Raw genomic sequence first — 19,163 nt, 5'->3', positions numbered from 1 at the left:
GCGGCGCGGCCCCTTTCCTTCCGCGGTGGATCGCCTAATCTGCCGCTCGCGTTTCAAGGAGAAGCCATGCGCGTCGCCATCCGTCTCGCCGCCGTCGCCGCGCTGGCCATCGCCGTTTCCGGCTGCGACAAGTGCGGCAACTGGTTCGGCCAGGGCACGCCCGCCGGTACGCCCGGCGCCTGCCAGTCCGCCACGCCGCGGTAGCCATCGGCTTAGGGGTGAACGCAAAGCCTAGCGTGGTCGTTTACCCAATCCGGGTTTCCCGCATAGTTGCCGCGGGTCGGAATGTCTCCGGCCACCTGAAAGAAGGAAGGCGCATTGCGCCAACGGATCAATATAATCCTGTCCTCATCAGAGTAGCCGGAAGGGCACGGTCCGACTTCGCGCGCAAGCACTATCGTACCCCGCAACGGATTAAAGAGCTGAACCGCAGTGATAATAGTCGCCACCGATACCGCTGCCGCCACGATGGCCGCGAGCAGCTGCGGACGTCTGGTGACGAAATCTCTGTTGGCAGCTAACCACGCCAACAAAAGCGGAAGCGCCCAGGCGGCAACAATTTTGAGAATATCCTGTGCACTCATAAATCCCCCCCCGACCCTATGCGCGCCTAGATTGTACATATAGATCAGAGAAATCCAAGATTGAAAGTTCAGTCACGCCCCTTTCCTTGCATCCGAGGGGCTGCGCCGCTATAAGCGCGCCTTCGCTTTCGGCATGCGCCCCCCTGGAGGCGTGCCGCAGGGCGAAATCGCGCGTCCACATGGACGCTGCGATGGAAACTCCAGATTAGGACGAGTGCCATGACTGCCATCAAGGAACTGAAGGCTGTGGCGCGCCCGCGGGCCGGCAAGGGGGCCGCCCGTGCCGAGCGCCGCGCCGGGCGCGTGCCCGCCGTGATCTACGGCGAGAAGCAGGAACCCGTGACGATCTCGCTCAATTATATCGAGATCAACAAGATCATCTATGCCGGCCACTTCCTCACCACGCTGTTCGACATCGATGTGGACGGCAGCAAGCACCGCGTGATCCCGCGCGACTACCAGCTGGACCCGGTGAAGGACTTCCCCATCCACGTGGACTTCCTGCGCGTCTCCAAGGGCGCGACGGTGACCGTGGAAGTGCCCGTGCATTTCGTGAAGCAGGAAGCCTCCCCGGCGCTGAAGGCCGGCGGCACGCTGAACGTGGTGGCCCATTCGGTGGAGATCGACTGCCCGGCCGAAGCCATCCCGGAGGCCATCGAGGTGGACCTCACCGGCGCCGACTTCGGCGATTCGTTCCACCTCTCCGGCCTCAAGCTGCCTGCGGGCGTGACCTGGGCCGGCCAGGGTGACGACACCCTCGCCACCATCGTCGCCCCGGTGGGCGGCGAGGAGCCGGCCGCGGGCGAAGAGGCCAAGGGCTGACCTTCCGCCTGCTCTGACCGCAGCCACGCACGACCTTTCCGGGCCGGAGGCGCCACATGTTCCTGTTCGCAGGGCTCGGCAATCCCGGCCCGAAATATGCCGGCAACCGGCACAATATCGGCTTCATGGCGCTGGACGCCATCTGCCGGCGCCACCGCCTCGGCCCGCTGCGCCGGCGCTTCCAGTCCATGGCGGCGGAAGGCGAGATCGGCGGCGAGAAGGTGATCGCCCTTTTCCCCGAAACCTATATGAACGAGAGCGGGCGGGCGGTTTCCGAGGCCCAGCGCTTCTACAAGATCCCCCTCGACCGCATCTTCGTCTTCCATGACGAACTGGACCTGCCCCCCGCCAAGCTGCGCATCAAGAAGGGCGGCGGCAATGCCGGGCACAACGGGCTGAGATCCATCACCGCCCAGTGCGGCAACGATTATTTCCGCATCCGCCTCGGCATCGGCCATCCCGGCGACAAGGCCATGGTGATGCCCTATGTGCTCGGCGACTTCGCCAAGTCCGAAAAGCCGTGGGTGGACGGCGTGTGCGACGCCTGCGCCGATTTCGCCGACCTCCTGGCCGCCGGCCGCCCCGACGAATTCCAGAACCGCGCCCACCTGTTCCTGGAGGCGCAGGGCTTCGGCGAGCAGAAGCGGGTGGGCGAGAAGGGGTGAGGGGGCCGCGCTTGACCTTTCGACACGAAAGCACGAAATTCGTGTTCACGGATAAGGCCCATGAAGAACCTGACCATCACCCTGCCCGAGGAGACATTCGCCCGCGCCCGCGTCGCTGCCGCGCAGGAGGGCAAGAGCATGTCGCGCTTCGTCGCCGAGCTGGTGGACCAGCGGCTCGGGCGAACGCGCACGCCGGCAGAGGCCATGGAAGCCTTCCTTTCCGGTCCGCTCGCCCCGTTCTCGGACGACAGCGGCAAGATTCCCTCCCGGGCCGACCTCTACGATGACGCGCTTCTTCCTCGACACGAACGTGATCCTCTACACGCGGGACCTGAAAGCCCAGGCGAAGCGCGAGCGGGCGGCGGCATGGCTGAGGACGCTCGTGGCCCGGCGCCTCGCGGTGATCAACGTCCAGGTCATAAGCGAGTATTGCCACGTCGCCCTGCGTAAGATGCCCTATTTGACCGAAGCCGACGTGCGCGCGGACAGCGAGGCGCTGGCGGATTTCTGCGCCGCCCTGCCGGTGCCGGAGACGATCGGGGCGGCCTGGGCCATCCGCACCGCCCACCGTTTTTCATGGTTTGACTGCATGCTGCTCGCCTCGGCCGAAGGGCTCGGCTGCAGCCATTTTCTCTCCGAGGACCTCCACCATGGGCACGCCATCGGTGATATGCGGATCATCAATCCGTTCCTCGTCTCCCCGAATGATCTTCTAGCCGGATAAGGTTCCATGGGCTTCAAATGCGGCATCGTCGGGCTTCCCAACGTGGGCAAGTCCACCCTCTTCAACGCGCTCACGCAGACCGCGGCGGCGCAGGCGGCGAACTATCCGTTCTGCACCATCGAGCCCAATGTGGGTGACGTGGCGGTGCCGGACCCGCGCCTCGACAGCCTGGCGCAGATCGCCGGCTCGGGCGCCATCATCCCCACCCGCCTCACCTTCGTGGACATCGCCGGCCTGGTGCGCGGCGCCTCCAAGGGCGAGGGGCTGGGCAACCAGTTCCTCGCCAACATCCGCGAATGCGACGCCATCGCCCATGTGGTGCGCTGCTTCGAGGATGGCGACGTGACCCATGTGGAAGGCAAGATCGCCCCCGTGGACGACATCGAGACCATCGAGACCGAGCTGATGCTGGCCGATCTGGAAAGCCTGGAGAAACGCGTCACCGCCACCGAGAAGAAGGCCAAGGGCGGCGACAAGGAGGCCAAGGAAATCCTCGACCTCATGAACCGCGCCCTGGTGCTGCTGCGCGACGGCAAGCCCGCCCGCCTCGCCGAGGTGAAGGCGGAGGAGGAAAAGCTGTTCGCCCAGCTCGGCCTGATGACCGCCAAGCCGGTGCTCTATGTGTGCAATGTGGAGGAGGCCTCCGCCAAGGCGGGCAATTCCCTCTCGGCGCAGGTGTTCGAACGGGCCAAAGCGGAAGGCGCCATGGCGGTGGTGGTTTCCGCCAAGATCGAGAGCGAGATCGCGGTTCTGCCGCCGGACGACCAGAAGGACTATCTGGAGGCCATCGACCTCGACGAGCCCGGCCTCAACCGGGTGATCCGCGCCGGCTACGACCTGCTCCACCTCGTCACCTACTTCACCGTGGGGCCGAAGGAGGCGCGGGCCTGGACCATCACCAAGGGCACACGGGCGCCGGCGGCGGCGGGGGTGATCCATTCGGATTTCGAGAAGGGCTTCATCCGCGCCGAGACCATCGCCTACGACGATTACGTGAAGTTCAAGGGCGAGGCCGGCGCCCGCGAGGCCGGGCGCTTCCGCCTGGAAGGCAAGGATTATGTGGTCGCCGACGGCGACGTGCTGCACTTCCGCTTCGCCAACTGAGGCGGGGCGGGCAGATGGCGGGGCAGGAGCAGCCGGGAAAGGCGGGCCGGCAGGAAATCGGGCGTTTCACCTTCACCGCGCAGGAGATCGTCCGCTTCGCCGCCGCTTTTGATCCCCAGCCCTTCCACCTGGACGCGGCGGCGGCGCAGAGCTCGCCCTTCGGCGGCCTTGTCGCTTCCGGCTGGCATACGGTGTGCGTCTGGATGGGACTGTTCGTGCGCGCCCACGGCCCGGCGACGCACGCCCTGCCGCCCGCGCACCCCGCCGCCATCGCGCCGGTGGGGGTGGGATTCGGCATGACCGGCCTCAAATGGCCCGCCCCGGTGCGCGCCGGCGACACCATCGTCTTCTTCACCGAAATCCTGGACATGCGCCCCAGCGGCAGCCGCCCCGGCTGGAGCATCCTTCACCGCCGCAACACCGCCGGGCGGGCGGACGGCACGCCGGTGCTGGCCTTCGAGCTGAAGCACATGGCGCCGGACGGGGGCGGGATATGACCTCATCCGCCACCCCCACCTTGACGTTTGCGTCATCCTCGCCTTCCATCGCACTCCAACGACAGGAGGCCCGCCTTGCCCGACATCTTCCTGGAAGATTTCATCATCGGTGAGGTGAAGACGTTCGGCTCGCACACCTTCTCCCGGGAGGAGATCGTGGCGTTCGCCGGCGAGTTCGACCCCCAGCCCATGCATCTCGACGAGGCGGCCGGCAAGGCCTCCCTGCTGGGCGGGCTGGCGGCCTCCGGCTGGCACACCTGCGCCATTCTGATGCGGCTGATCTGCGACGGCTTCCTGCTGCGCACCGCCAGCATGGGCTCGCCCGGCGTCACCGAGAACAAGTGGAAGGAACCGGTGCGCCCCGGCGACACGCTCACCCTGCGCCGCACGGTGCTGGAGAGCCGCACCTCCCGCAGCAAGCCGGAGATGGGGCTCGTCACCTTCCGCTTCGAGCTTCTGAAGCCGGACAAGAGCGTGGTGCTGGAGCAGGTCTGCGTCATCATGATCGGCCGCCGCAACCCGGGAGCCCGCCTCGCATGAACTTCTTCGACGACATCGCCGTGGGCGACCGGGAAGTGCTGGGCCACCACACCTTCACCGAACCGGAGATGCTGGCCTTCGCCCGCGCCTATGATCCCCAGCCCTTCCATGTGGACCCGGAAGCGGCGCGGCGCAGCCATTTCGGGGCGCTGGTGGCCTCGGGCTGGCACACCGCCGCCACCTGGATGAAATATTTCGTCGCCTACAACGTGCGCACCGCCGAGGCCCAGCGGGCGCGGGGCGAGAAGGCGCCGACCGTGGGCCCCTCCTCCGGCTTCACCAACCTGCGATGGCTGAAGCCGGTCTATGCCGGCGACACCATCACCTACGCCACCGAGGCCAGGGAAAAGACCACCAGCCGCTCGCGGCCCGAATGGGGCATCCTGCGGGCCTACAACAGCGGCACCAACCAGCATGGCGATCTCGTGATCGACTTCGAAAGCGTGGTGCTGCTGCAGCGCCGCGGCTGAGGCCGCGGCGCCGCCCGGCCCGTCCCGGCCCGCAAGGGGCCGGTGCCGGGCTACAGGCCCACCATGGCCATGCCCGCCTCGGGATAGCGCGTGCCCGCTACCTTCTCGGGCGCGAACAGGGCGTCGAGGGCGGCAATCTCCGCGCCGGTGAGGCGGATGGCCGTGGCCGCCACGTTCTCCTGCAGATATTTGATGCGCCGCGTGCCGGGGATGGGGACCACGTGGTCCTGCTTGTTCAGCAGCCAGGCGAGGGCCAGCTGGGCGCTGGTGGCGCCCTTGGTGGCGGCCAGCGCGGCCAGCTGCTGCGTCAATTGCAGGTTCTGCTGCAGCGCCGCGCCGGAGAAGCGCGGGTTGGCGCGGCGGAAATCGTCGGCCGCCAGGCTGTCCGGGCTGGTCACCGTGCCGGTGAGGAAGGAGCGGCCGAGGGGGCTGTAGGCCACGAAGGCAACCCCCAGCTCGCGGCAGGCATCCAGCATTCCGGCCTCGGGCTCGCGGCTCCACAGGGAATATTCGATCTGCACCGCGGTGATGGGATGCACCGCATGGGCGCGGCGCAAGGTGGCCACCGAGCATTCGGACAGGCCGAGGAAGCGCACCTTGCCCGCCTCCACCAGCCCCTTCATGGCGCCCACCGTCTCCTCGATGGGCGTGGCCGGGTCCACCCGGTGCTGGTAGTAAAGGTCGATGGTGTCGATGCCGAGCCGCGCCAGGCTGGCGTCGCAGGCCTTGCGCACATAGTCCGGCGTTCCGCTGACGCCGAGGCGCTCGCCATTGGGGCCGCGCACATTGCCGAACTTGGTGGCGAGCACCACCTCATCGCGCCGGCCGGCAAGGAAGCGCCCCAGCAGGCGCTCGTTATGGCCGACGCCGTACATGTCGGCGGTATCGAGGAAATTCACGCCGAGATCGAGGGCGGCCGCGAGCGTGGCGAGAGACTGCGCGTCGTCGCTGGGGCCGTAGAATTCCGACATGCCCATGCAGCCGAGACCGATGGCGGACACGGACAGGCCCGAGCGACCGAGGAGGCGATGGTCCATGGGGGACCTCTCATGTATGAGGAGAAGCAGGGGCGGCGGGATGCTGCCGGCCCATGGAAGTAAACTATACCGTACCGTATACCTATGTCAATGACCGAGCCCCCCACCGGCGCGCCGGAGCCCGCCCCGAAGACCCGCCGGCGCGACACCAGCGGCACCGCCGCCCGCATCCGCGCGGCGGCGCGCCTTCTGTTCCTGGAGAAGGGCTACGGCGCCACCTCCATGGATGCGGTGGCGGCCGCCGCCCCGGTGTCCAAGCGCACCCTCTACCAGCACTTTCCCGGCAAGGCGGAGCTGTTCGGCGCGGTGATCGACGAGGCGTGGTCGCATTTCACCCGCGCCCCGCTGCTGCCGGCCGATGCGGCGGGGGAGCCGCGGACGGTGCTGCGGGCCTATGTGGCGGGCCTCGCCGCCCATTGGGACCGGCCGGACGTGATCCCCCTCCTGCGGCTCGTCATCGCCGAGGCGCCGCGCTTCCCGGAGCTGTCTCAGGCCTATTATGCGGTGGGCAAGGAGCCGGCGGTGAAGGGCCTCTCCGCTTATTTCGCCGCGCTGGCGGCCTCCGGCCGGCTGGCATCGGTGCAGGAGCCGCAGCTGGCGGCGGCCCAGTTCCTGGGCGCCATCAAGGAGCCGCTGTTCTGGCCCCGGGTGCTGGGGGTGCCGGTGGCCTTCGACCCGGCGGAAGCGGTGGAGCGGGCCATCGACGCGGTGCTGGGGCCGGCCTGAAGTGCCGGCGGCCCGCCATGTCCCGGTTTGCGGATGAGACGGCGCCGAGGCGCGCTCGCCTTCAAAGGGGCACATCTCCCGCAGCCGCCGTCCCTTGCCCCCTCAGGCACCGGCTGCTAAGAGCCGCGGCATCCGCGGGGCGCCCGCGGCCTTCTCATTCCGCAACAGACAGGACGGTCCCCCATGGCGATCGAGCGCACCTTCTCGATCATCAAGCCCGACGCCACGCGTCGCAACCTCACCGGCGCCATCAATGCCGTCATCGAGCAGGCTGGCCTGCGCATCGTCGCCCAGAAGCGCGTCCAGATGACCCGCGAGCAGGCCGAAACCTTCTATGGCGTGCACCGCGAGCGGCCCTTCTTCGGCGACCTCGTGGCCTTCATGACCTCCGGCCCGGTGGTGGTGCAGGTGCTGGAAGGCGAGGACGCGGTGGCCAGGTATCGCGAAGTGATGGGCGCCACCAACCCCGCCAATGCGGCGGAAGGCACCATCCGCAAGCTGTTCGCCGAGAGCATCGAGGCCAATTCGGCCCACGGCTCCGACAGCGTGGACAATGCCAAGGTGGAGATCGCCCAGTTCTTCGCCGGCAACGAGATCGTCGGCTGAGCCTCAGGCCAGCCGGAAATGCCGCGGCGCGCGATCGAATTTGTGCGCCGCGGTGTCCGTTTCCGATTGCGGATGCCCCGGGCATTCACTACCCTTACGGCAGAATTCATAATACGGCGCACCAAACGCAGAATGCACAGGGCGCCACCCGGGGTGGGAAGGCCATGATTTCGGGCAGCAACGCGGCGCCCATGCGCCGCATTCGACCCGTCGGCCCGTTCCGCGCGCGGCGTTGCGCCCCGCGGGCTCCAGCCTGCGTCGAAGGCATTATCGGGGCGTAAGCGCCAGCGCCTTCCTGCGCCCTACGCCCGCTTTCATCCCCCATTCGTGCGGCACGCCTCGCGCCCTTGCGGCAGGGACCCTCTGGAGTCTCGCGCAAGATCGACGTAAGAGCGGATCATGACCACACGGCGCACCTGCTGCGCCGACCCTCGCCTGCTCCCCTCGCAGCCGGAGCACAGGCGGTGCCGACAGCCTTTCGAACGGAAACCGGCCAATGGATTTCACAGCTCCGACCTTCTGGGTGTCGCTTCTCCAGATCATCTGGATCGACCTGCTCCTCTCCGGCGACAATGCGGTGGTCATCGCCCTCGCCTGCCGCTCGCTGCCGCAGAAGCAGCGCAAATGGGGCATCCTGCTGGGTGCCGCCGCCGCCGTGGTGCTGCGCATCCTGTTCGCCCTCGCCGTGTCCTACCTGCTGGGCATCCCTTTCCTGAAGGTGGTGGGCGGCCTCTTGCTGCTGTGGATCGCCATCAAGCTCGTCACCGACAATGACGGCGAGGAACACAGCGTGGAGGCGGCCGACAGCCTGTGGAAGGCGGTGCGCACCATCGCCATCGCCGACGCGGTGATGAGCCTCGACAATGTGGTGGCCATCGCCGCCGCCTCCCGCGGCCATCCCGAGCTGTTCATCTTCGGTCTGCTGCTCACCATTCCGCTGATCATCTTCGGCTCGCAGCTGCTGCTCACCCTGCTCACCCGCTTCCCCATCCTCATCTGGGCAGGCGCGGCGCTGCTGGGCTGGATCGCCGGCGAGATGCTGGTGGGCGACGCCATGGCGCTCAGCTACCTGCAGCAGCTCGATCCGTCGCTGGTGAAGGTGGACGATCACGGGACCCACCCGGCCGCCCTGCCGCACTATATCGCCAGCACCATCGGCGCCATCTTCGTGGTGGTGACGGGCTATGTGCTGCGCAGCCGCGCCGCCCGCACGGCGCAGGCGGAGCACGGCGCCTGAGCCGCGCCGCCCGCGCGCGGGACTGAACGCACAAAGGGGGCGACGGCGCACGTCGTCCCCTTTATTTTGCCGCCATGACCCTCCACGCCCCGATCGCCGCGCCCGCCGCATCCCGCCCCGTCGCCACCCGGGCCTCCACCTGCCCGCACGACTGCCCCTCCACCTGCGCGCTGGAGGTGGACATCGGCGCCGACGGACGCATCGGCCGGGTGCGGGGAGCGAAGGACCAGAGCTATACGGCCGGCGTCATCTGCGCCAAGGTGGCCCGCTACGCCGAGCGGGCGAACCACCCGGACCGCCTGCTGCATCCCCTGCTGCGCACCGGCCCGAAGGGCTCGGGCCAGTTCACCCGCATCTCCTGGGACGAGGCGCTGGACCGGGTGGCGGAAGGCCTTGCCGCCGCCGAGCGCACCCACGGCGCGCCATCGGTGTGGCCCTATTATTACGCCGGCACCATGGGCCTGGTGATGCGCGACGGCATCAACCGCCTCACCCATGCCAAGGGCTATTCGCGCTTCTTCGCCACCGTTTGCGTCGCCCCGGCCTGGAGCGGTTACATGGCCGGCGCCGGCCGCATCTCCGGCGTCGATCCGCGGGAGATGGCGGTGTCCGATCTCGTCACTTTGTGGGGCACCAACGCCGTAGCCACGCAGGTGAACGTGATGACCCACGCGGTGCGGGCGCGCAAGGAGCGGGGGGCGAAGATCGCGGTGGTGGATGTCTACCGCACCCCCACCATGGAGCAGGCGGACATTCCCCTGCTCATCCGCCCCGGCACGGACGGGGCCCTGGCCTGCGCCGTCATGCATGTGCTGTTCCGCGACGGCCTCGCCGACCGGGCCTATCTGGAACGCTACGCCCGCGACACCGCGGCGCTGGAGGCGCACCTGCGCCCCCGCTCCCCCGCCTGGGCCGCCGCCATCTGCGGCCTGCCGGTGGCTCAGATCGAGGCCTATGCACGCCTCGTGGGCACAACCCCGCGGGCCTTCTTCCGCATCGGCTACGGCTTCTCCCGCAGCCGCAACGGCGCGGTGAACATGCATGCGGTCGCCTCCATCCCGGTGGTGTCGGGGGCGTGGCAGCACGAGGGCGGCGGGGCGCTGCATTCCCTCTCGGGCACCTATGGCTGGCGCAAGAGCCTGATCGAGGGCCTCGACCGGCTCGATCCCACCGTCCGCCAGTTGGACCAGTCGCGCATCGGACCGATCCTGATGGGCGAGGCGGAGGCGCTGGCCGGCGGGCCGAAGGTGGCCGCGCTCCTCATCCAGAACACCAATCCCGTGGCCATCGCGCCGGAGCAGGAGAAGGTGCGGCGCGGCTTTGCCCGCGACGACCTGTTCGTGGCCGTGCACGAGCAGTTCATGACCGATACGGCGCGCATGGCGGACATCGTGCTGCCCGCCACCATGTTCACCGAGCATGACGACCTCTACCAGGCCGGCGGGCACGCCCACATCCAGCTCGGCCCGAAGCTGGTGGAGCCGCCCGGCGAGTGCCGCTCCAACCACGATGTGGTCTGCGCACTGGCGCAGCGGCTGGGCGCCGAGCATCCCGGCTTCCACATGTCGGCGCGCGAGCTGATCGACCGCACCCTGCGCGACAGCGCCCGCCCGCCGCTGGAGGCGCTGGAAGAGGCCCGCTTCATCCATGTGGGCGAAGGCTTCCGGCGGGCCCATTTCCTCGACGGCTTCGGCCATGGCGACAAGCGCTTCCACTTTGCGGCGGACTGGGCGAACCCGGCCTTTCCCGCCCCCGCCACCTTCGGCCCGGTGGCGGACATGCCGGCCCTGCCCGACCATTGGGCGGTGATCGAGGAGGCCACCGACGCCTATCCCTTCCGCCTCGTCACCGCGCCGGCGCGCAATTTCCTGAATTCCACCTTTACCGAGACGCCCACTTCGGCGGCGCGGGAGGGTGAACCCTCCCTGCTGATCCACCCCGAGGACGCCGCGGTGCTGGGCGTCTCGGAGGGCGACCTCGTGGCCGTGGAGAACCCGCGCGGGCGGGTCGAGCTGAGGGCGCGGCTGTTCGACGGGCTGAGGCGCGGCGTGGTGGTCTCCGAGCAGATCCAGCCGGCCCGCGCCCATCGCGGCGGGCGCGGTATCAACACCCTCACCGGTGCCGATCCGGTGGCGCCGGTGGGCGGGGCGGCGTTCCACGACAATCGGGTGCGCATCTCCCGCATGGGCGCCGCCTGAGGAGCGCCCATGCGGCTCTATTCAATACGTGAGAGGGCGGTTCACCGCCCTAGAGAACGTTTTACCGATCAGGTTGATTCAACCTGATCGGATCAGGCTCTACACCCCCGGCACAACCAAAGGCGGCAGGCCGCCCCGGGCGCCCGCGATCTGCACCCGCTCGTCGGCCACCGTCAGCCGGCCGGAGGCCAGCAGTTCCAGGCCCTTGGGATAGATCACGTGCTCCTGCGCCAGCACCCGGTCGGCGAGAACATCGGGCGTGTCGTCGGGCTCGATGGGCACCACCGCCTGCAGGATGATGGGCCCCTCGTCCATCTCGGCGCGCACGAAATGCACGGTGCAGCCATGCACCCGCACCCCCGCTTCCAGCGCCCGCTCATGGGTGTGCAGGCCCTTGAAGCTGGGCAGCAGGGAGGGGTGCACATTGATCATGCGGTCGCGCCAGCGCTCCACCAGCCATGGCGTCAAAAGCCGCATGAAACCGGCGAGGCAGACAATCTCGATGCCCTCGGCCTTCAGGTGCGCATCCAGCGCGGCGTCGAAGGCCACGCGGTCGGCATAATCCTTGTGGCTCAGCACCAGGGTGGGAATGCCGTGGGCGCGGGCGAAATCCAGCCCGGCCGCGTCGGCGCGGTTGGCGAGCACCAAGGCGATTTCCGCAGGGAAACCGGGCGCCTGGGCCGCGCGCACCAGGGCGGCCATGTTGGAGCCGCGGCCGGAGATGAGCACCGCGGTGCGCCGGGGATGTGCGCTCATTGCGAAAATCCGAAGTCCGCCGCCCCGTCATAGGCGACATGCGCGGCGCCTTCGCCCGGCTCGATCACGCCGAGGCGCACCACGCATTCCCCCGCATCGGCGAAGGCGTCCGCCACCCGTTCCTCCTCCTCCGCCGGCACCACCACGGCCATGCCGATGCCGCAGTTGAAGGCGCGCAGCATCTCCTCCGGCGCCACGGCGCCGACGCTGGCCAGCCAGCGGAACACCGGCGGCACCATGAGGTTGGACAGGTCGATGCGCGCCAGCGTGCCCTTGGGCAGCACCCGCGGCAGGTTCTCGGTGATGCCGCCGCCGGTGATGTGGGCCAGCGCCTTCACCGCGCCGGTGGAGCGGATGACCGAGAGCACGCTCTTCACATAGAGGCGGGTGGGGGTCAGCAGCGCCGCGCCCAGGGTGTGGCCGGGGGCGAACGGGGCGGGGTCGGTCCAGGCGAGGCCGGAGCGCTCGACGATGCGCCGCACCAGCGAATAGCCGTTGGAATGCACCCCGTGGGAGCCGAGGCCGAGGATGACGTCGCCCGGGCCGATGCCGGCGCGCGGCAGCAGGTCGCCCCGCTCCACCGCGCCGAGGGAGAAGCCGGCGAGGTCGTAGTCGCCATCCTTGTACATGCCCGGCATCTCGGCGGTTTCCCCGCCGATGAGGGCGCAGCCGGCATCCTTGCAGGCCCGCGCGATGCCGGCGACGATGTGCGCCCCCACCTCCGGCGCCAGCCGGCCGGTGGCGAAATAATCCAGGAACAGCAGGGGTTCGGCCCCCTGCACCACCAGGTCGTTCACGCACATGGCCACCAGGTCGATGCCGATGGTGTCGTGCACGCCGGTGTCGATGGCGATCTTCAGCTTGGTGCCGACGCCATCGGTGGTGGCGATGAGCAGCGGATCGGCAAAGCCCGCCGCCTTCAGGTCGAACACGCCGCCGAAGCCGCCGATGTCCGCGTCCGCGCCCGGTCGCGCGGTGGCCTTGACCAGCGGCTTGATGAGATCGACGAGGCGGTTGCCCGCATCAATGTCAACGCCCGCGTCGCGGTAGGAAAGTCCGTCCTGAGCCATGGGGTCCTCTTGCCTGCGCGGGGCTTAGCTTCGAATGCGGGGCAAAGCAAGGCGGCGTGCGCCCTCAGGCCCCCCACCGGCATTCCTTGATCATGGCCGCCACCGCTTCCACATCCTCCCGGTAGGGCAGCGTGCGGCGCCACACGAGGCCGATGGTGCGGGTGGGCACGGGGTCGGGAAAGCGCAGCAGGCGCACCCGCGCAATGCGCCCGCCCTCGGACGCCACGAACATTTCCGGCAGAAGGGTGATGCCCTGCCCGTTGGCCACCAGTTGCGCCAGCGTGGAGAGGCTGGAGGCGCCGAACCGGCGCAGCCGCTTCTCATCCACCTTGCGGCACACGTTCAGCGCCTGGTCGCGGAAGCAATGGCCATCCTCCAGCAGCAGCAGGTGGTCGGCGAGGATCAGGTCGGCGGCGGCGATGTCGCCGGGAAAGTCCGGCGAGGCCTCGGGCACGGCGAGGACGAAGGCGTCCTCGAACAGGGCGGCGCAGTCCAGCGCCGGGTGCTCCACCGGCAGGCTCAGCACCACCAGGTCGAGGTCGCCATGGGCCAGCTCGGCCACGAGATATTCGGTCTGGCTCTCGCGCAGGGCGATTTCCACCCCCGGATAGCGGCGGGCCATCTCGGGCAGAAGGCGCGGCAGCAGATAGGGGGCGATGGAGGCGATGACGCCCAGCCGCAGGCGCCCCTCCAGCAGGCGCCTGCGGTCGCGGATGGTGCGCTCCATGTCGGCGATGGCGCAGAGCACGCCGCGCGCCCGCTCCGCCGCCTCCTCCCCCACCGCGGTCAGGCGCACCCCGGCCCGCCCGCGCTCCACCAGCCGCACCCCCAGCACCTCCTCCATCTCCCGGATCTGCATGGACAGGGCCGGCTGGGTGACGGCGCACTCCTCCGCCGCCCGGCCGAAATGGAGGTGGCGGGAGAGGGCCTCGAAATAGCGCAGCTGGCGGGTGGAGAGCATAATGATCAGATTAACTGATCAAAAAGCGGATTCAATCTGATTTGTGCTGATGACGAAAGCCGCCCATGCTGTGCCCACGTTGCGCGCCGGGCCGCGATCCTGTGTGTCGGGAAGATATGCGGGAGCGCCGCCCCGAGGCCCGGACGCCAACCGCGCAAAGGCGGTCCGCCTGCCCCCGGCGGGCCGCCGGGCCGCGGCCGGGGAGATCCGTGCGGAAGGTGTGCCGCGCGGGCTGCGCAGCAGCAGAACAGGCCGGAAGCTCCGGCGCCTGAAGGCAGGCGCGGGCGGCATCCGGTGGAGAACAGCCAGGCGGTTGAGCGGTCAAATCGTCGGGCTCGCGGAAAGGGGATGCGCTCCGGCGCATCCCCTTTCTTTTGCCGGCCTGCGGCGCGGGATCAGTCCTCCAGCACCTTCAGCTTGAACAAGAGGCCGGCCAGATAGGCGCCCACCAGCGGCACCACGATGAACAGCCACAGCTGGCCAATGGCCTTGCCGCCGGCGAACAGCGCCGGGCCGATGGAGCGGGCCGGGTTCACCGACACGCCGGTGACGGGGATGAAGACGATGTGGATCATCACCAGCGACAGGCCGATGGCGAGGCCCGCCGCCTGGGTGATGCCGGCCTTGGAGGTGGAGCCGAGAATCACCACCAGGAACACGAAGGTGCCCACCAGCTCCGCCACGATGGCCGCGCCGAGGCCGTAGCCGCCGATATAGCCCTCGCCCCAGCCGTTCTGGCCAAGCCCGGCGGTGGCCACATCGAAGCCGGCGAGCTTGCCGGAGGCGATGACGAACAGGATGGCCGCCCCGGCGATGCCGCCGAGCACCTGCGCGATGATGTACATCGGCACTTCCGACGTGGGCAGGCGCCCCGCCGCCCACACGCCGATGGTCACCGCCGGATTGATGTGGCAGCCGGACACGTGGCCGATGCCATAGGCCATGGAGGTCACGGCAAGGCCGAAGGCGAAAGCAATGGCAAGCATGCCGATGGGCGCGCTCCCGTAGCCCGTCAGCACGGCGGAGCCGCAGCCGAATAGAACAAGTACGGCGGTACCCAGGAACTCGGCGACATATTTGTTCATGCCGTTCTCCCCAAAGAGCGCGCGCTCGTCTCCCCCCAGCGGAAGCCCGGCGCCCTTTCAAGGGTTAGTCGGGTTGCGGCGAAGATCAAGCCCGCCCCCTGCGCGAAACGCCCGCCGGCCGAGCTTTGCGGTGGGCAACGGGGCATTGGGGAAGACGCTACCTCCCGAAAAGATGAACGCTTCCTGAGCGGCGGGGCCAGTGCCGGTTCAGCCGGCGCACCCTATCTCGTCCGCAACGTCGGGACTTCCCTCCGCCGGCCGCCCCCCGGGCCGGCAGGGGGAGGTCGCCGCCCCGGGAGCCTGAAGACCCATGAAGACCTCGTCCCTCATCGTCATGGCCGGCGCCACGCTGGTCGCGGCCACCACCATCGGCGCCGGCCTGGTGCGGGCGTTTCCCGCCGGCACGTCCGCGACCACCTTCGCATCCCCGGCCACGACAGCGGAAAAGCCGCCCTATCTTTGGCGCGGGCTGTGGGATTCGGCGGCCGCCACCCCCGCGGCCTACGGGCCGGACTGCCCGCTGCGCAAGGTGTGGATGGACACGCCGGACGGGCCGCGCCTGAAGTGGCGGCGCACCTGTGCGCGCCCCGATTGAGCCGCGCCGGCGCCCCGAAAGACGTGACCACAGACCCGCTGACGCTTGCCGCGGAACATGGTAGGGCTTCCGCACACCCCCGGTGCATCGGTGGGCAGGGAGGATCTGGATGACGCGACTTTGGACAGGGGCCTCGGCGGCGCTGCTCGTTGCCGCTGCATTGGTCTGGAATTCCGAGGGTCAGGCCCAGCAGGCGCCGGCACCCCAGGCCGCCGCCCAGCCGGCGGGACAGGCCGCGCCGACGCCGTGGCCGCGCGATTTCGACCTTGGCGGCGACCAGCTGCTCCAGCTCTACCAGCCGCAGATCGACAGCTGGAACGGCGACCAGATGGCCGGCCGCGCCGCGGTGGCGATCGGCCCGAAGTCCGGCGCGCCCACCTACGGCATGGTGCGCTTCAGCGCCCGGGTGGCCATCGACAAGCCCGCCGGCATCGTTCACTTCGCCACCCTCACCATCGACGGCGCGGAAGTGCCCACCGCCCCCGACAAGGCGAGCCTCATCCGCTCCGCGCTCCAGTCGCGCCTGCCGGCGGAGGGCATCACCGTTCCCCTCGACCAGCTCCAGGCGAGCTATGCGGTGAACCAGGAACTGGCCAAGCTGAAGAGCCAGCCGGTGGACAACACCCCGCCGCAGATTCTGTTCGCCACCACCACCACCGTGCTCGTACCCATTTCCGGCGACCCGTCCCTGCGCCCCATCACCGGGGTCACGGGCTTCCAGCGCGTCATCAACACCCGTCCGCTGCTGCTGCTCGACATGGCCGGCACCTACCACCTGCAGGCGGCCGGCACCTGGTATGAATCCACCTCCCTTTCGGGCAGCTGGATCGTCACGCCGAAGGTGTCCGACGCGCTGACCGCCGCCGCCAAGGCCGCCACCGACGCCATCCCCGCCGATCCGCTGCTGAACCAGGACGGCAAGCCCATCACCCCGCCCCCGGCCATCCTCGTCACCACCCGGCCGACGGAGCTGATCCAGACCGACGGCCAGCCGCAGATGCTGCCGGTGGCGGGCACCAATTTGCTCACCATGAACAATGCGGACCATGCCGTATTCATGGAGACCACAAGCAACACCTATTATGTGCTGATCTCCGGCCGCTGGTTCCGCGCCGCCGACCTCAAGGGGCCGTGGGCCTTCGTGGCGAGCGACGCCCTGCCGAAGGACTTCGCGCGGATCAACCCCAAGGACCCCAAGGCCAACGTGCTGGTCTCGGTGGCGGGCACGCCGCAGGCCAAGGAGGCGGCCATCGCCGCCACCATTCCCCAGACCGCCAGCGTGAAGCGCACCGTTCAGCTGGCCGTGACCTATGACGGCAACCCGCGCTTCGCGCCCATCGCCGGCACCGCCCTGTCCTATGCCATCAACTCGCCCACCCCGGTGATCCAGCTGGATGCCCAGCGCTATTATGCGGTGAACAACGGCATCTGGTTCGTCGCCGGCGGCCCTCTGGGTCCGTGGCGGGTGGCGGACGTGGTGCCGGACGTGATCTACACCATCCCGGTGTCCTCGCCGCTCCACTACGTCACCTATGTGCGCATCTACGCCACCACGCCGGACGCGGTGGTGGTGGGCTATACCCCCGGCTACATGGGCGTGGTGGTGGCCCCCGGCGGCACGGTGGTCTACGGCACCGGCTATTATTGCCCGGGATATGTGGGCACCTACTGGCTCTCCTGCCCGGTCACCTACGGCCTGGGCGCCGGCTTCGCCCTGGGCGCGGTGGACGGCTTCGCCTTCGGCTTCGCCGCCGGCTGGGGCTGGGGCGCCGCGGTCGGGCCCTATTGGGGGCCGTACTGGCACCCCTATGGCCCGTGGGGTCCCGTCGGTCCCTACGGCCCCTACGGCCCTTGGGGTGGCCACTGGGGCTATACCAACATCAACCAGACCAACCTCTATGGCCGCTGGGGCGGCAACGCCACGGTGAACCACGCCTGGGGCACCACCTGGAACGGCACCGACTGGTCGGGCCGCGACTGGCGCGGCACCACGGCCAACGGCACCAATTTCACCGGCCGTTCCGCCGCCGGCTTCAACCCCTATTCCGGCAATTGGGCGGCGGGCCGCGAGAATGCCCGCTACAATCCGGCCACCGGCGCGGCCGGGGCCTCCCGGGCCGGGGCCGAGGGCAATGTCTATCGTGGCGATGCCGCCGCCGGCCGGGAATCGGCGGGCGTCAACCCCACCGCCGGCACCGCCCACGCCTCGCAGACCGCCATCACCGACAATCATGGCAACGTGAACGTGGACAGCCGCGGCGTCGCCGCCGATGCCCACACCAACACGGCGGCCGCCTGGAACAACGGCAACGTGATGGTCGACCACGACGGCAACGTCTACAAGCACACCGACGACGGCGGCTGGAGCAAGAACACCGGCTCCGGCTGGCAGAACATGGACCGCAGCGCGGATACGAGCCACCTCGACGAAGAGAACCGCGCCCGCTCCTGGGGCCAGCAGCGCACCTCCGGCTATGGCGGTGACGGCTTCGGCGGCGACAGCTTCGGCCGGGGCGACAGCTTCGGCGGCGACCACTACGGCTCGGGCGGCTTCGACCGCGGCTTCGGTGGCTTCGGCGGCGGCATGCGCGGCGGCGGCTTCGGCGGCGGCTTCCGCCGCTGACCTGCCGGACACGGCAATCTCCGGCCGGGGTGCAGCGCAGCCCGGCCGGCTGATCCATCGCGGGTCGCCCAAAACGGCAGGCCCCATCCGCCCGGGCGCTCTCGGCTCGGTATGCCTTGGCCTCCGCACGCCCTGCGCCGGACCTGCTCCCGCGCCGGACCCTCCGCGGCGCTCCCGCCGCAGCTCTCCTGCCGCCAACCCGCCGCCAACCCGCCGCCGGGTCCGCCCCCTCGCCACGCCCCCTCGCCACGCCCCTGCCGCGCCCCGGAATCCCCGGGCGGAGAGAGAGGCCATGAACCCGGACCCCAGCCCCCACACCCGCCCGCCAACGTCCCCCGCCACCGGCGGCGCCGACCTCGCCCTTCGCAGCTACCGCAGCCTTGCGGCCTACAACGCCTGGGCCAACCGGCGCCTGCATGATGCCGCCGCAGCCCTCGGCGAGGCGGCCTGCGCGCGGCCGGCCGGCGCCTTCTTCGGCTCGCTCACCGCCACCCTCAACCATCTGGTGGTGACGGACCGCATCTGGCTTGCCCGCTTCGCGGCGCAAGACGAGCCCCAGCCCGCCCTCGACACCCTTCTCGCCCCCACCCTCGCCGCCCTGGCGCCGCTGCGGCTGGAGCAGGAGGCGCGGCTGGCGGCGTTCACCGCCACGCTCGATGCGCAGCGCCTTGCCGCCGAGATCAGCTATGCCAACAGCAGCGGCCGGGTGTTCCGCCAGAGCCTCGCCAGCGCGCTGGACCATCTGTTCAACCACCAGACCCACCATCGCGGGCAGGCTCATGCGCTGCTGACCCTGCTGGGCGGGCGGGAGGCAGCCCCCTGCCTCGATCTCATCGCCTTCCAGCGGGAGGCGGCGGGCTGAC

At 69.5% G+C, this 19,163-nt stretch carries 21 protein-coding genes; 15 read left to right on the top strand and 6 right to left on the bottom strand.

Annotated elements, in window-relative coordinates; all coding sequences use genetic code 11:
• The first annotated feature begins 66 nt into the window (after positions 1-66).
• The gene (locus ACI7BZ_RS08280; RefSeq protein ID WP_414116685.1) at positions 67-204 is read left to right on the top strand and encodes a hypothetical protein; all 138 of its coding nucleotides are present in this window, start codon (positions 67-69) and stop codon (positions 202-204) included.
• Positions 205-212: 8 nt separating this feature from the next.
• Here ACI7BZ_RS08280 and ACI7BZ_RS08275 read toward each other — a convergent pair whose 3' ends face one another.
• Positions 213-584, bottom strand: coding sequence for a hypothetical protein (locus tag ACI7BZ_RS08275; protein WP_414116684.1), 372 nt, complete (start codon positions 582-584; stop codon positions 213-215).
• Between the two features lie 219 nt (positions 585-803).
• Here ACI7BZ_RS08275 and ACI7BZ_RS08270 point away from each other — a divergent pair, with 219 nt between their 5' ends.
• The 7 genes from ACI7BZ_RS08270 (at position 804) to ACI7BZ_RS08240 (ending at position 5,406) form a co-directional block, all read left to right on the top strand.
• The gene (locus tag ACI7BZ_RS08270; RefSeq protein WP_414116683.1) at positions 804-1,406 is read left to right on the top strand and encodes a 50S ribosomal protein L25/general stress protein Ctc; all 603 of its coding nucleotides are present in this window, start codon (positions 804-806) and stop codon (positions 1,404-1,406) included.
• Positions 1,407-1,462: 56 nt separating this feature from the next.
• On the top strand, positions 1,463-2,071 hold the full coding sequence (gene pth, locus ACI7BZ_RS08265) for an aminoacyl-tRNA hydrolase (RefSeq protein ID WP_414116682.1): 609 nt from the start codon (positions 1,463-1,465) through the stop codon (positions 2,069-2,071).
• Between the two features lie 283 nt (positions 2,072-2,354).
• Complete coding sequence (locus ACI7BZ_RS08260; protein WP_414116681.1) at positions 2,355-2,795, top strand: PIN domain-containing protein; 441 nt, start codon at positions 2,355-2,357, stop codon at positions 2,793-2,795.
• A gap of 6 nt (positions 2,796-2,801) precedes the next feature.
• Complete coding sequence (ychF, locus tag ACI7BZ_RS08255; protein ID WP_414116679.1) at positions 2,802-3,899, top strand: redox-regulated ATPase YchF; 1,098 nt, start codon at positions 2,802-2,804, stop codon at positions 3,897-3,899.
• 14 nt (positions 3,900-3,913) lie between these two features.
• Entirely contained in the window at positions 3,914-4,396 is a 483-nt protein-coding gene (locus ACI7BZ_RS08250) for a MaoC/PaaZ C-terminal domain-containing protein (RefSeq protein WP_414116678.1), read from the top strand.
• A 75-nt stretch (positions 4,397-4,471) separates the two neighbouring features.
• Positions 4,472-4,936, top strand: coding sequence for a MaoC family dehydratase (locus tag ACI7BZ_RS08245; RefSeq protein WP_414116677.1), 465 nt, complete (start codon positions 4,472-4,474; stop codon positions 4,934-4,936).
• A complete protein-coding gene (locus tag ACI7BZ_RS08240; RefSeq protein WP_414116676.1) occupies positions 4,933-5,406 on the top strand; it encodes a MaoC family dehydratase in 474 nt (157 codons plus the stop codon). The genes ACI7BZ_RS08245 and ACI7BZ_RS08240 overlap by 4 nt, the downstream gene beginning before the upstream one ends.
• Positions 5,407-5,456: 50 nt before the next feature.
• Here ACI7BZ_RS08240 and ACI7BZ_RS08235 read toward each other — a convergent pair whose 3' ends face one another.
• Positions 5,457-6,443 (bottom strand): aldo/keto reductase, encoded by a 987-nt coding sequence (locus ACI7BZ_RS08235; protein WP_414116675.1) that lies wholly within the window; start codon positions 6,441-6,443, stop codon positions 5,457-5,459.
• 90 nt (positions 6,444-6,533) lie between these two features.
• On the opposite strand from ACI7BZ_RS08235, the gene ACI7BZ_RS08230 reads away from it, so the two are divergent.
• The 4 genes from ACI7BZ_RS08230 (at position 6,534) to ACI7BZ_RS08215 (ending at position 11,210) form a co-directional block, all read left to right on the top strand.
• Positions 6,534-7,169, top strand: a complete 636-nt coding sequence (locus tag ACI7BZ_RS08230) for a TetR/AcrR family transcriptional regulator (RefSeq protein WP_414116674.1) — start codon at positions 6,534-6,536, stop codon at positions 7,167-7,169.
• 183 nt (positions 7,170-7,352) lie between these two features.
• Positions 7,353-7,775, top strand: coding sequence for a nucleoside-diphosphate kinase (gene ndk / locus ACI7BZ_RS08225; RefSeq protein WP_414116673.1), 423 nt, complete (start codon positions 7,353-7,355; stop codon positions 7,773-7,775).
• Positions 7,776-8,271: 496 nt separating this feature from the next.
• Positions 8,272-9,012 carry a TerC family protein gene (locus ACI7BZ_RS08220; RefSeq protein WP_414116672.1) on the top strand — a complete coding sequence of 247 codons (741 nt, stop codon included), beginning with the start codon at positions 8,272-8,274 and terminating at the stop codon, positions 9,010-9,012.
• Positions 9,013-9,086: 74 nt separating this feature from the next.
• On the top strand, positions 9,087-11,210 hold the full coding sequence (locus ACI7BZ_RS08215) for a molybdopterin-containing oxidoreductase family protein (RefSeq protein WP_414116671.1): 2,124 nt from the start codon (positions 9,087-9,089) through the stop codon (positions 11,208-11,210).
• A 99-nt stretch (positions 11,211-11,309) separates the two neighbouring features.
• On the opposite strand, the gene purN is transcribed toward ACI7BZ_RS08215, so the two are convergent.
• From purN to aqpZ, 4 genes are all read right to left on the bottom strand, one after another.
• On the bottom strand, positions 11,310-11,966 hold the full coding sequence (gene purN, locus ACI7BZ_RS08210) for a phosphoribosylglycinamide formyltransferase (RefSeq protein ID WP_414116670.1): 657 nt from the start codon (positions 11,964-11,966) through the stop codon (positions 11,310-11,312).
• Complete coding sequence (purM, locus tag ACI7BZ_RS08205) at positions 11,963-13,036, bottom strand: phosphoribosylformylglycinamidine cyclo-ligase (protein WP_414116669.1); 1,074 nt, start codon at positions 13,034-13,036, stop codon at positions 11,963-11,965. Before purM ends, purN begins: the two co-directional genes overlap by 4 nt.
• Before the next feature lie 64 nt (positions 13,037-13,100).
• Positions 13,101-13,997, bottom strand: a complete 897-nt coding sequence (locus ACI7BZ_RS08200) for a hydrogen peroxide-inducible genes activator (protein ID WP_414116668.1) — start codon at positions 13,995-13,997, stop codon at positions 13,101-13,103.
• Positions 13,998-14,392: 395 nt separating this feature from the next.
• On the bottom strand, positions 14,393-15,082 hold the full coding sequence (gene aqpZ, locus ACI7BZ_RS08195; RefSeq protein WP_414116667.1) for an aquaporin Z: 690 nt from the start codon (positions 15,080-15,082) through the stop codon (positions 14,393-14,395).
• A 310-nt stretch (positions 15,083-15,392) separates the two neighbouring features.
• On the opposite strand from aqpZ, the gene ACI7BZ_RS08190 reads away from it, so the two are divergent.
• From ACI7BZ_RS08190 to ACI7BZ_RS08180, 3 genes are all read left to right on the top strand, one after another.
• Positions 15,393-15,677 (top strand): hypothetical protein, encoded by a 285-nt coding sequence (locus tag ACI7BZ_RS08190; RefSeq protein ID WP_414116666.1) that lies wholly within the window; start codon positions 15,393-15,395, stop codon positions 15,675-15,677.
• A 109-nt stretch (positions 15,678-15,786) separates the two neighbouring features.
• Entirely contained in the window at positions 15,787-18,300 is a 2,514-nt protein-coding gene (locus ACI7BZ_RS08185) for a carbohydrate-binding family V/XII (RefSeq protein ID WP_414116665.1), read from the top strand.
• Positions 18,301-18,592: 292 nt separating this feature from the next.
• On the top strand, positions 18,593-19,162 hold the full coding sequence (locus ACI7BZ_RS08180) for a DinB family protein (RefSeq protein WP_414116664.1): 570 nt from the start codon (positions 18,593-18,595) through the stop codon (positions 19,160-19,162).
• Position 19,163 lies beyond the last annotated feature (1 nt).

Origin of the sequence: Xanthobacter sp. AM11, from assembly GCF_047444035.1 — a bacterium.
GTDB lineage: Bacteria > Pseudomonadota > Alphaproteobacteria > Rhizobiales > Xanthobacteraceae > Xanthobacter.
Note: the sequence above shows the minus strand (reverse complement) of the source record. Positions and strands in the feature narration are given on the sequence as shown.